This window comes from Pantoea sp. R102, assembly GCF_004916815.1.
Taxonomy (GTDB): domain Bacteria; phylum Pseudomonadota; class Gammaproteobacteria; order Enterobacterales; family Enterobacteriaceae; genus Pantoea; species Pantoea dispersa.
This window is the reverse complement of record NZ_SDFT01000041.1, coordinates 60,819-71,841: the sequence shown is the minus strand read 5'-3', so window position 1 is coordinate 71,841 and position 11,023 is coordinate 60,819. Positions and strand designations below refer to the sequence as shown.

Below are 11,023 nucleotides of genomic sequence, written 5' to 3'. Positions count from 1 at the left end.
CGACAAGATCAGCGATCTGCTGGGACATGGCGTTCTCCTCCCATGGACTCGGCCACGCTCATCAACATGTCATCAGTCATGAGGTCACCGGTTTCAGAGCGACTGAGCAGGCTGAAATCTTCTGCAGTCAGTCCGCATTCGCCAGTGGCGAGCGCCACCATTGTGCTGCTGAGCGCCGCAAATTCCGCATCCAGCAGGCGATGGCTGAACGGCACCGCGGCAAAATAACGCTGCCAGTCAGCGAGTTCAGAAGACGTCATCTCGCTCAGCATCCGGCGCCAGTCAGGGCGGCGAAACTCATGGGCCAGAAACATGATAAATGTCAGCTCCCGTCCATCGGCTTTACCTTCACGTCATCCTCCCCGGGGCCGGATGGCTCGGCCGGCTTTCCATCCCCGTTGAGATCGCTGAGAACCATCACCTTTTCCGCAGCCAGACACAGCGCCTTTTCGGACCAGTCGGCCAGGATCCCCTGAAAAATATCGTTAACGTCCACCTCACGATGACAGTTCCAGATCGCACGCGAGACAAGCCAGGCATACGACTCCGTATTCAGCCTGACAAGGGCTGCGTTCCGGGCTGCGTCAGTGAGGGTCTTATCTTTAACCACGTCAGAACTGGCAAAAAAATCAAAAAACTCGGCGCGCTGCAGCGCTGTCAGTTCAGATAACTCCATTTGCTCAGGCCCGTAATGAAACACGGTCTTTTCCAGAAACATCAGAGGGCTCCTTTCTCAGGGTTATTGTCAGAATGTGGCACAGGTGCAGGCGACTGCGGAATTTCCTCAGCCAGAACCGGACGGCCGCTGTTCGTTACTTTGATGGTTCGCGTGATGACCTCTTTTGCCGGAATGGTCTTGCCCAGGCTGCTGACCCAGCCCCGGAACAGATCGACCGTGCCGTTCGGATAGCGGATTTTGTAATAGCGCACCTCCCCGCTGTGAAACCAGCTCAGTAAATCTTTCTGTCCCTGCTCACCGGGTTTCCAGGCAAGGGTGATGCTGGCTTCGCCGGCCGACTTCTCGCCCTGCGCCGTGGCTTTCCAGTCGGCATTCGGATCGTCGAGCCAGGTATCGTCGTAACTTTCCGCGCTGATTTCGCCAGGCTGAAGCTCGCGGATCTGCGCCAGCCGCGTCCAGCCGTTATCGTCCAGCGGTTTAGCCGTGGCATCGCCATTGCCGGTAAAAATCAGCAAAGTGGTCCCTGCGCCTTTCACCGACGCAAGTGGATTAGGTGTGGCCATAAGGGCTCCTTACATCTGATAGGTAATGAGATAAGTGAGGTCGGCTGATCCCCAGCTCGCCATCTCGCTGTCACGCTGCCAGTCATAACTTTGCGGCAACAGCGCATCGATGACGGACGACAGCGCCGGCACGCTACTGAGCGCGGGCAGAATATGGCATTCAACCCACTCATCGAGTGCCGTATCCGGCTGGGTTGCCCGCAGGAATACCTCAATATGCAGCGTGGCCTGCCAGGTTTCTGCATCCAGGTAGCTCCCGCTGTAGCGCGCGTCTGAGAGATACACCGCCACAGCAGGCAGTTCTTTCTCATCAATAAAAACGGGGCGGCCATCATAAAAGGCCGCCCCGCGGATGTGGGACTTAAGCGCATCCGTAAAAGTGCGCCTGATTTCAGCGTGTTTTTTCACACTCTTTTCCTGACATATAGTCTCAGTTGCTGTCTGAGCGCGCCAGCCAGCTCTGCCTGCATGTCCGTTTTCATCAGCTGCTGGCTTTCCTTCTGATAACGTTCGGTCAGCGGTCCGGATAGCGGGATTTTTACGACCTGCACCGGATAGCGACTGCGGCCGGTCCGCTGCAGGACATGCCAGCGGCCGTTAGCCAGTTGCTGTATGAATGCATTCCGGAAAGTAAACCGCCCGATTTTCAGCACACTGCCGTGCCGGCCGGTCGCTGTCTTGCGCCGGGATAGCTGCATTCGGGCTGCGCCCAGACTGATCGCAGGCAAATTGCCACGATTAATCAGCAGCCGTGCAGAGGGGGCTGCATGGCTGGCCGTGGCCAGCCGGAGTCGGACGCGCTGCCTGATCAGCCTCTGTGGCACGCCGGTCTCCTTTGCGACCTGGCGAGTACTGCACGTAATGACGCGGCGCGCCACGCGGTTCACCGCCTGCGCCAGAGCCCGGGGCACCAGCTGACGATCGAGTTCATGCAGGTTCATCATTGCCTGCCTCAGTCCCTGCATCGTTCTCCTCCTCCAGCCAGATCTGCGGTTTGTTGTTGTAAAGCTGCCAGCGGGTCACCCTCCAGCGTTTTGTCTGCCATTCAACCCTGTCGTGCCGCCCGGGCTCATAAGCCCTGTCGAAAACAATGAGTAACAGCCCCTCGCCGCACAATGGCCCCATGTCAGCCGTAAAGGCGTGTTCGGCTGCACACATTGCCCGCCCGTTAATCACCACCGGCTGACCAAACCGGCGTGCAGTAACACGGTCCATTCTGTCAGCCAGACTTTTTACCCGGTTATCCAAGCTTAACGGCTACCATGACCGCCTTATCACTGGCGTTTTCCCAGGCGGTACCGATCGGCACAGTACCATCCGCTTTAGCGGCGACAACCTGCTGGCCCAGCCTGGATACAGGTTTTCCGGCCTGTATGGCGACATCCTTTTGTTTTGGCAGGATGAAAACTCCTTCCGCCAGGCCGGTGCCGGCGCAACCTTTTGGCGTATCGGTGACGGCGATAACGACACGATCTCCCACCTGCACCATATCGCCGCTCTTATAGTCTTCTTTTGCGATGAACGTCAGCGTCTTACCGTCCTGCAGATAGTTCTTTGCCATACTGATTCTCCTTCACGGTCCCTGAGGACCGGATTTAAGACATAAAAAAAGCCCTTTCGGGCACGCAGAGCGTTACGCCACTTTAGGGTTAACTTTAGGGTTAACCTCAGGGTCAACTACAGGGGCAACGCACTGCACCAGTCCGCGATAGTCAATCGGTGCCACACCAGCATCGATGCGTACTTTCGTGGTAATACCATCCGAGGTGAAGCCTTCCGTCTGGTCGATAAATGGCGTATCCACACCGTTAAGGTAAGCGACCTCAATCGTGTCCGAGCCTTTTGCTGCAGCCAGATAGAACGTGCTCTGGCTGGCGTCATCCAGACGGGGTTCGGCAATGACCGTCGCAAAGTTTTGTACGGGGTTGATGATGCCTGCGTTGGTGTCAGCACCTTTGACAGACGTTGAGCGGATGACCTGACTGGCCGTGGACTCCATGGCGGTCGGCACCAGCACGAAAGCCGGACGGATGTTGAGATGGCGTTCGCCTTCCTTCTGACGGCGCATCAACTGACGGGCCTTATCCAGAGAAATCACATCCATTGAGGCTTTTTCCAGCATGTTGGCATGGCGTGCCTTGTCAAACAGCGGCAGGCTGTCTGACGAAAGTAGCGGGTTCGTGGTCAGAATGGCGTACACCAGATCCGCCACAGTGGCTTTCGCTGCGCGGCCGAGTTTCATGGGGACGTCAGTCAGCATGCTCAGATCGTCATTAATGATGGCCTGCCGGGTAATGCTGAACAGTTCACCATAGGTGGCCAGTGCAATCGTTGCCTGCTTGTCAGAGGTCGTGACGTATTTGTACTCTGCACCTTCGCGAACCTGACGCAGAGAAGGAAAGCCACCCAGCCCCACACGGTGTGCGACTTTAAAGTCGGACAGCTGTCCTTTTTTGGTCCATTCTTCAAACGTTTCCGGTGCGTCCGTCCAGCCCTGAAGAAGGGACTTGCCGGACACATCAAGCATGATATTGCCAAAATCGGACGTGCTGTGCGTAAACGCCAGCCCGACAATCTGCAGCGGGTTATAACTCGCCACACCAAATCCACGCTCAGTCAGAGACAGGCGTGCATGTTCGCGAAGCGCCATGGCGTTGTAGGGATTATCCGCCTGAAGCGGCTCATGACCGGCCCGCGCCATGATAGCTTGTCGGATGCCGTCCCCGGTGAAGTTACCGTTGCCGGCATAAATGTGAGTTGCGGCTGATTTGTTTGAGGGGGTACTGTCTTTGCCCATCTGATTCAGCAGCTTCTCTCGTGCCAGCTCAAGCGTGCACGTCGGATCGGCGATGCACGCTGTCTGCAGGGCCTGATATTTATCGCCAAACATCCCAAACAGATCGTTTAGCGCCCCTGCGCGCGCGCGCTGTTCTTCCAGAAACTGCTCACGTAACCCCGTTTCATTTAAAACGGTCTGGGGTGCGGGCTGAGCAGGCTCATGCGCCACGCTGTTCTGCGGGGGCGTCAGCATAGTGCGAAGGTTTTCTGGCATTTTTTCGTACTCCTCGATACGTTTTGAATCAATGTGGGCCATGGCCTGAACCGCGGGCACCAACTGGTCAGCGAACCCCAGCGAGACACACTGGGTTCCGTCCATCCAGGTTTCCTCTTTCAGCATCCCGGCGATAACCTCCCGGGACAGCCCTGTTTTTGCGGCATACGCCGGAATAAGCACAGCCTCTGTCTTATCCAGCAGTTCGGCGAAATCACGCATGTCATCGGCGTCGCCGCCCGCGACGGCCCAGGGCTTGTGGATCATCATGAAACTGTTCGCCGGCATGATGACCGGATTGCCGACCATGGCGATAACGGAAGCCATCGACGCGGCCACGCCGTCGACATGAACCGTAATCGCAGCAGGGTGATATTTAAGGGCGTTGAAAATGGCGATCCCTTCAAAAATGCTGCCACCCGGCGAGTTGATATGAAGGGTGATATGTTTGATCTCGCCAAGCGCCTGGAGGTCACTGATAAACTGTTTTGCCGGCACCCCCTGAAAACCGATTTCGTCATAGATATAAATCTCTGCCTCAGCTTCGCCCCGTGCGGCCATCCAGAACCAGGATTCAGTCTTCTTCGCCTGTATCGCCTGACGCTGGCTTATCGGCTTTATTTTCTCGGTCACTGCTGACTCCTTTGTCGTTTGCCGGGTCAGTGTCAAACACCAGCCCTTCTTTTCGGTTTTCATCAACTTCCGCTTTGCGGCGGCGTTTAACCTCATCAGGATTACGGCCGCATGCCCGTGCCCAGTCGGATTCGGTTGCCGCCCCACCCCGTATCTGAATTTTCCAAGCTGTCGCCTCTTTCACCGGATCGATCCAGGGCATGCCAGGACCCGAATAAATGGCGTCATATAGTGTGGAAAGCTCAATATCGGATGGCGGCTTAATGACGCCCGCCGCAACCGCCTGCTTCAGCCATGCGCGATAAACCGGCCGCGTGATGGCCGCAATAAAACAGTCCTGAAGGATGAGATACCCGTCAGTAGACTCCACCAGCTCCTGCCGCTGTGCGCTGTATGTCCCGCTGTAATTGCGGGCAGTGCTGGAAAAGCTCAGACGTGTACCCGCCGCCACCGCCCGTAACTGGCCATTACGGAATGACTCAAGGCTGGTGTTGGGACGGTCTGAGCGGATCATGCCAATCTCTTCACCCGGACGAAGGTCGTCATAAAGCATGCCCGGCTGGATAGTCAGTTCACGCTCACCGCTGTCACTCAGGCTGTCTGAATAGTCCTGACCATCACCCTTTTTGATATACATGCCCAGCGCAGCAGCAATGCGCGCCGCGACCAGTTCGCTTTCTTCGTAATCTTTCAGGGCGCTCAGGCGGATCATTACGCCGGACAGCAGAGTAATGCCCCTGACCTGGTGCAGGCGCCGTGAAAATTTAAGGTGCAGCATGGTGTCAGAGGGCACGTCTTTGGTATCCGACAGCAAACCGCTGACGGGAAGGTTTTTATAGACCTGGTACTTTTGCGGCTTACCCCATTCGTTTAGCCAGACGCCCTGAATCAGACCGGTGGCGGGATCGGAGTTCATGGTCACGAAATCGGGCTCAAGCGCCTCAAGCCAGAAGGGTACCCCACCGTCAGCGCTAAGCCCTGTCCCATGTCCGCTCACTATCTGAGCAAAAACCTCCCCGTCCCTGAGCCAGGTGCGCAGCATCAGACGCTCCAGCACCGGCCGGGAGAACTCACCGGTGACATCAGGCCGAAGTGACCACTCAGCCCATTTTTTACGAATGGATTTAACAAGCTCTGTCGCCACCCGACCGTTTTTAAGCAGCGGATGGGGGTCCACGATGATGCCTCTTGAACCAATCACGCGTTCTTCAAGCTTGTCCAGTATCCCAATCACCAGGTCGTGGTTTGCATCCAGCGCTCTGGCCTGCTGACGGAGGGAAATAGCACCGGCCTGATTGAGTTGGTTGGCGGAGCGCGTTTCGCGTCTGGCTTTGTGCGTTCGCGAGGGGGTCGCGGCCTCATAGGCGCGGATCTGCATGCGGGCACGCAGCCTGGCGGCCTTCCACGACGGCGAGAAAAAGCCGATTGCCTGATCCAGAAGCGACATCAGAACCTCGCCAGGCGATAGTCTGGTTGCCCGGTGCGCTTCTCAAGCAATCGGGTCAGACGGCGTTCCCACTCCTGCCGCCCGTCACGAATCGCTGTCAGGTTCTCCATGGTCATGGACTGCCCGTTCAGCATGATAGTTTTGCCGCCCAGAACGGCAATTTCTGCCTCGGTGTAAGCACGGATCATGGCTTCCACATCGCCTTGGTTCATACCCAGCCTCCGTTTGTAATCCAGGGATTGTTAGTCATATCGGTCGTCGTGCCTGATGTGGATGTGTGGACGCGGTTATTCAGGCGGGAAGCCTCTCGTTCCGCAGCGCTATCGGTTTCACTCTCTTCAATCCAGGTTTCCCGGCGCGCCCATGAAGGAGCATCAGGCCATTTGATTTTTTCGTACCCATGCAGCATCACCAGCGCCTCGGCATAGACAAGGAGGTCAAATCCTTCATTGGCTCCGCGCCCCGGTTTACGCCACCGGCCATCAGGCGTGCGCTCTTCATAGGTGAGCTCGTCATAAAACCCGCTGCCGATCCACGCCGGGAAATGGACATAACCTGGTCCCGGCGCGTCGCGCCACAGCGCGTTATTGACGCGGTCCTTGAGCGCATCCGTCTGGAGCAGGTAGAGGGGAACATCGCCGGCGGCATTTGCCCGCCGGGCTGAACGCCCGGTATTGTCAGGCCAGGTCCTGGTGATCAGCTTTTCCCGCTTGTGGCTGTCGCCCTTAAACAGGTAAACCCGCTTTCCCTCGCCCTCCCGGCGGCATTTACGCCAGAACCGATACGCATTATCAGTGACGCCATCCTCACCGCCGGAGTCCACCGCCATCGCCATCAGTGACATGCGCTTTGACGGGTCGCCGGCCAGCTGCCAGGTTTTGTGCAGCACATCCGGGATAAGCAAATCCCAGTCTTCAGGGTAACTGGCAGGATCAAGGCGGCAGCTTTCTCCTCCGTCGTCGCAGCGCTGCGAATGGCGGAGGCTATACCGATCAACTATCCACCGTTCTCCCATGCTGCCGTAGCCGGTAACCTGTACCACAAACCGACGATGCCGGCCGCCCTGAACGTCCACGGTTGCCACCAGAAAGTTCACGCCGTCCGCGACGGTTCGCTCGGGGATCTCCTCAGCCCGCTGTTCCAGAAGCTCTCCCCTGCGCTGTTCAAACGCAGCCCGGGGAAGATAAGGCCGGCCAAAGTCAGTGTTGACGACCGCTTTGAGCGTTTCTTCGCTACCCGTTTTCTGATAGTCCTGTTCAGCAGTGAGGTATTTAAAAACCAGTTGTGCCCAGGTCTGATAGGCCGCCGCCGGTCCCTCCATCCAGAATGAGGCAATCCTCGACTGACGCCCCTCCCCGGTCATGTTCCCGTCGCGATCAATCGCCTCGCCATCCCTCAGCCAGACCCCGCGGATGTTCAATTCCCGTTTCATCTCCGGAGCGATAATGTGTTGACAGGCCGGGCACTGTAGACGTGCAGCCTCACTGGCCCGCACCAGGTCGATATCATCGTGATAGCCCATGAGATTGGCCATTTCTGGCTGAAAGTATTCCCCGCAGTGTGGGCAGGGCCAGTACCAGCGTCGGCGATCGCCCCGGTTATACAGTGACAGTATCCCGGTTGAGGGCGGCGCTTCGTGAGGGGTTGAGGCTTTCCATTTTGTATCGCAGATATCCCGGCCGGGTGAGCTTTCCACCAGCGTCATACCAGCAGACATAAAGGTCGTGGTTCGTTTGGATGCAAGAGAGAAGCCGTCTCCCTCGCTGTCGATGTCCTCCGGAAAGCGGTCGTAATCGGTCAGCGCGACAAACCGGTAATCCGACGACGACAGAATATTCACTGAAGGCCAGCCGATTTTAAGAAATGAGCCGTCTCTGAACGTCTTGTCATGGACATTGTTATCGTTGCGGCGGGGACTCATTCTTTTCTTGACCGCTGCGCTGCTTCTGAAGGTTCTGTCCAGGCGCTTTTTAGAATGTTCCCGGGCCTTGTCCTCCGTCATCTGCACGACTAGCATGTCTGAGGGATCGCAGACAATCGTATAAACAATCCAGCCGTCAATGAGGCCGATCGTTTTTCCGGTACGGGCCGGACCGACAAAAATCACCGCATCATATTCACGCGATGTCAGGCAGTTCATCGGTTCGATGATATAAGGGGTCAGCTCTGGCTCCCAGGGAACCGAGTTACCGGCACCTTTGGGAACACGCATGAATTTTCTCACAGCCTCTGAAACCGGCATGCGACGTGGTGGGGAAAACCCTGCCGCGATGTCCCTGCCAGAATTTCGGGCTGATGAAAAACTCATTATTCCTCCTCGTGGCTTTCTCCTTGATCGCCCGGCATTAACTCCGCAGCACAAGCCTCATATGATTTTTCCTGGAGGGTATACCGCAGGTCATCGATTGATTTCTGTACGACGCTGACAGCCTGTGGTGAAAGGGCACAATCGCGCTCGAGAATATCCGGAATAGTCTCCAGAACCTGCACGACAGCCTTTCTCATTGACGAATAAACAACGACCACTTCATCCACAGGGATGAGTTTGCGCTGCTCTTTTTCCAGCTTGATCCTTTCATTTTCTGACTGATACCAGTCCTTTCTCTCTTTCGGCTCCATCCGGGACGGATCATGAACGGAGTCAGCGGTTTCACACTTCACGCCGAACAGGGCCGGTCCGACATGCTGCAGCGCATATACGGGATTACCCCTAGCTGTCGCAGCCACCGGAATGTTGGCGGCGAAGAGGCGCTTTTTTACGGTGTCACGGTGCAGTCCGAAAGCCTCTGCGATCTTGAACACGCTCCAGTGATAAGCATCACCGATTCCACTTACATTCGACATAGGCAGCTCAACCTGGCAGGTGAAAACCAATTTTATTAAGTAAATTCATGATATTACGAACTGGTCTAATGACACCCCCATAAAAAAAGTGTACAGGTGATCTTAAAAATTATTCATTATTTTCATAGAGTTAAGAGAGCTGCCGCCGCCACCATGAAAATGCAAAAATCAGCCGTTTTCCGCGGGGCCGCCGCCTCGTGGACAGGGCACACCGCTGGAAGGACCCGCAGGTTTAGTGCGTGGTGGGAGAGTGTTTTTCTTTTTGCTTTGGCTTTTTATCGCCCACGCCTTCGCCACGCTCAGACATTCGTCGAACATCTTATTTTTTCCACCGCAAGAGCCAGCGCGACAATAGAACTTCAGAGCCTCGCGCGCGCCTATATTTGCGACTTCAATTGCGAAGCCCTGATGAGTGAGTTCTGAGATGATATGTTTCTCCAGAAACTGTGTGGGCGTCAGATTCATATTGTCTCCTCCAGAGCAAACTCCCCCAGATCCGGAATGACCATCTGTGTAAGACTGAGTGCCAGGCGCGTCGCTTCTTTCACTCGTTTTATATCGCGCTTACGCTGCGCCATGAGTCCGCTGCCGCGCTGCCCACGTAAGGTGAATGATTTCTGGTCAAACACTGCAATCGCATCGTGAAGTTTCTGACCCGTGAGGCAGACAAGTTCGCTGACCGGGAGCTGACCGAGTTCAATACCTGACTCTTTCTCTGCCAGGTTCAGCAGCCAGATACGCAAATCCTTAGCGATTTTCGTACGTGCCACCATTCCAATCAGATGAGCACCGCGAGGTGAGAACAAACGCACTCCAACTTCACGTAAGCTGTTGTTTATCCCATCCATCCTCACTTTGGTCATCATAGTCATGCTTTCGGTAAATTCATCTTTATGACGAATGTAGATATTCGATACCTTTCCAGCGTTTGCATAACCGAGGAGTGCCGCCAATGCTTCGGTGGTGAACCAAATTTTTCCATCACCATTGTCAAAAGGGACAATAGCTTGATCGTTGAATGTCAGTTCAGTGTTCATATCGGAATTACCTTTAAGCGGTGAACCTTGTCTCACAGGAATACGGTCCTCAGAAGGCATCCGACAGCCAGCCGAATTCCTCAAGGGTCACCCTGAAAGGTTCTGAGTTAAGATGCGCGTGAGTTGCGCGTGGGTTTACTGCGGACATAAAAACGCCCCGCTATTGCGAGGCCCGGTTTTCTTCAATTTTTCGAATGGCTTCTTTGTCGAGGTTGCAGTTCTCAATGACAGTAAGAAGCTTTTCATTCAATTCCAGGCTGTCACCGTAAGTCATATGCTCAGGGATATCAGGGACTTCACAGTCCACCAGCAGTTCTGAGGGTATTGGTACCACGGGAGTGGGCATGAATTCTCTCTCTGTGCGCGCGCAGCTGGTCAGCAGCAACGGCAGGAACAGGCTGATGAGCACAGTTATCTTCACGCAGCTCTTTCCTGATACGTACAACGCGCTTCTCACTTTCGGCAACATTGCTTCGCCTGTTTTCATGCGTGATCTGGGCTATATCCTGAAACAGCGTGATTACTGCTAGCGTGTTTTTAAGGACGGACTGAGATTTCAGCTGTTCTTTTCGGGCGTCATGCTCTGCCTTTTGGGCCTGTAGCATTCCATTATGGAAATGGTCGGTCGCCCAGCAGAGCGTTAAAAAAACTATAAGTAGCCCAACAAACATCCAGACTTTCATGTCACCACCACTTAATGACGGTAATTACTCTGGCAATGCCGTACAAAAGTTTTGCTACGGCAATAACACGTGAAGCCCACGCTGC

At 55.4% G+C, this 11,023-nt stretch carries 14 protein-coding genes and 1 pseudogene; all 15 read right to left on the bottom strand.

The features are described 5' to 3' along the window. Window positions 1-8: 8 nt before the first annotated feature. The gene (locus ERD80_RS05530) at window positions 9-314 is read right to left on the bottom strand and encodes a phage tail assembly protein T (RefSeq protein WP_136546106.1); all 306 of its coding nucleotides are present in this window, start codon (window positions 312-314) and stop codon (window positions 9-11) included. Window positions 315-322: 8 nt separating this feature from the next. After that, window positions 323-718, bottom strand: coding sequence for a phage minor tail protein G (locus ERD80_RS05525; RefSeq protein ID WP_136546104.1), 396 nt, complete (start codon window positions 716-718; stop codon window positions 323-325). A 62-nt stretch (window positions 719-780) separates the two neighbouring features. After that, a pseudogene (locus ERD80_RS05520) lies at window positions 781-1,242 on the bottom strand (phage tail tube protein); the annotation flags it as partial. A 9-nt stretch (window positions 1,243-1,251) separates the two neighbouring features. Continuing rightward, a complete protein-coding gene (gene gpU / locus ERD80_RS05515; RefSeq protein WP_136546100.1) occupies window positions 1,252-1,650 on the bottom strand; it encodes a phage tail terminator protein in 399 nt (132 codons plus the stop codon). Next, complete coding sequence (locus ERD80_RS05510; RefSeq protein ID WP_136546098.1) at window positions 1,647-2,207, bottom strand: phage tail protein; 561 nt, start codon at window positions 2,205-2,207, stop codon at window positions 1,647-1,649. Before ERD80_RS05510 ends, gpU begins: the two co-directional genes overlap by 4 nt. Next, entirely contained in the window at window positions 2,170-2,457 is a 288-nt protein-coding gene (locus ERD80_RS05505; protein ID WP_136546096.1) for an ATP-binding protein, read from the bottom strand. Before ERD80_RS05505 ends, ERD80_RS05510 begins: the two co-directional genes overlap by 38 nt. Window positions 2,458-2,482: 25 nt before the next feature. Further along, window positions 2,483-2,803 carry a capsid cement protein gene (locus tag ERD80_RS05500; protein WP_136546094.1) on the bottom strand — a complete coding sequence of 107 codons (321 nt, stop codon included), beginning with the start codon at window positions 2,801-2,803 and terminating at the stop codon, window positions 2,483-2,485. 72 nt (window positions 2,804-2,875) lie between these two features. Continuing rightward, window positions 2,876-4,855 (bottom strand): ClpP-like prohead protease/major capsid protein fusion protein, encoded by a 1,980-nt coding sequence (locus ERD80_RS05495; RefSeq protein ID WP_211145567.1) that lies wholly within the window; start codon window positions 4,853-4,855, stop codon window positions 2,876-2,878. Between the two features lie 13 nt (window positions 4,856-4,868). Continuing rightward, window positions 4,869-6,374, bottom strand: a complete 1,506-nt coding sequence (locus ERD80_RS05490) for a phage portal protein (RefSeq protein ID WP_211145566.1) — start codon at window positions 6,372-6,374, stop codon at window positions 4,869-4,871. Next, a complete protein-coding gene (locus tag ERD80_RS05485) occupies window positions 6,374-6,586 on the bottom strand; it encodes a hypothetical protein (RefSeq protein ID WP_136546090.1) in 213 nt (70 codons plus the stop codon). Before ERD80_RS05485 ends, ERD80_RS05490 begins: the two co-directional genes overlap by 1 nt. Next, window positions 6,583-8,682, bottom strand: a complete 2,100-nt coding sequence (locus ERD80_RS05480) for a phage terminase large subunit family protein (RefSeq protein ID WP_211145565.1) — start codon at window positions 8,680-8,682, stop codon at window positions 6,583-6,585. Before ERD80_RS05480 ends, ERD80_RS05485 begins: the two co-directional genes overlap by 4 nt. Beyond that, on the bottom strand, window positions 8,682-9,218 hold the full coding sequence (locus tag ERD80_RS05475; RefSeq protein ID WP_136546088.1) for a DUF1441 family protein: 537 nt from the start codon (window positions 9,216-9,218) through the stop codon (window positions 8,682-8,684). The genes ERD80_RS05480 and ERD80_RS05475 overlap by 1 nt, the downstream gene beginning before the upstream one ends. 168 nt (window positions 9,219-9,386) lie before the next feature. Further along, on the bottom strand, window positions 9,387-9,683 hold the full coding sequence (locus tag ERD80_RS05470) for a hypothetical protein (RefSeq protein WP_248295829.1): 297 nt from the start codon (window positions 9,681-9,683) through the stop codon (window positions 9,387-9,389). Then, on the bottom strand, window positions 9,680-10,255 hold the full coding sequence (locus ERD80_RS05465; protein WP_136546086.1) for a hypothetical protein: 576 nt from the start codon (window positions 10,253-10,255) through the stop codon (window positions 9,680-9,682). The genes ERD80_RS05470 and ERD80_RS05465 overlap by 4 nt, the downstream gene beginning before the upstream one ends. 160 nt (window positions 10,256-10,415) lie before the next feature. After that, window positions 10,416-10,742, bottom strand: coding sequence for a hypothetical protein (locus ERD80_RS05460; protein ID WP_248295828.1), 327 nt, complete (start codon window positions 10,740-10,742; stop codon window positions 10,416-10,418). Window positions 10,743-11,023: the final 281 nt, after the last annotated feature.

Coding starts and splice junctions, on each gene's coding strand:
- ERD80_RS05530 (WP_136546106.1), bottom strand. CDS start 314: ATGTTTCTGGCCCATGAGTTTCGCCGCCCTGACTGGCGCCGGATGCTG.
- ERD80_RS05525 (WP_136546104.1), bottom strand. CDS start 718: ATGTTTCTGGAAAAGACCGTGTTTCATTACGGGCCTGAGCAAATGGAG.
- ERD80_RS05510 (WP_136546098.1), bottom strand. CDS start 2,207: ATGCAGGGACTGAGGCAGGCAATGATGAACCTGCATGAACTCGATCGT.
- ERD80_RS05505 (WP_136546096.1), bottom strand. CDS start 2,457: ATGGACCGTGTTACTGCACGCCGGTTTGGTCAGCCGGTGGTGATTAAC.
- ERD80_RS05500 (WP_136546094.1), bottom strand. CDS start 2,803: ATGGCAAAGAACTATCTGCAGGACGGTAAGACGCTGACGTTCATCGCA.
- ERD80_RS05495 (WP_211145567.1), bottom strand. CDS start 4,855: ATGGCCGCACGGGGCGAAGCTGAGGCAGAGATTTATATCTATGACGAA.
- ERD80_RS05490 (WP_211145566.1), bottom strand. CDS start 6,374: ATGTCGCTTCTGGATCAGGCAATCGGCTTTTTCTCGCCGTCGTGGAAG.
- ERD80_RS05485 (WP_136546090.1), bottom strand. CDS start 6,586: ATGAACCAAGGCGATGTGGAAGCCATGATCCGTGCTTACACCGAGGCA.
- ERD80_RS05480 (WP_211145565.1), bottom strand. CDS start 8,682: ATGAGTTTTTCATCAGCCCGAAATTCTGGCAGGGACATCGCGGCAGGG.
- ERD80_RS05475 (WP_136546088.1), bottom strand. CDS start 9,218: ATGTCGAATGTAAGTGGAATCGGTGATGCTTATCACTGGAGCGTGTTC.
- ERD80_RS05470 (WP_248295829.1), bottom strand. CDS start 9,683: ATGAATCTGACGCCCACACAGTTTCTGGAGAAACATATCATCTCAGAA.
- ERD80_RS05465 (WP_136546086.1), bottom strand. CDS start 10,255: ATGAACACTGAACTGACATTCAACGATCAAGCTATTGTCCCTTTTGAC.
- ERD80_RS05460 (WP_248295828.1), bottom strand. CDS start 10,742: ATGAAAACAGGCGAAGCAATGTTGCCGAAAGTGAGAAGCGCGTTGTAC.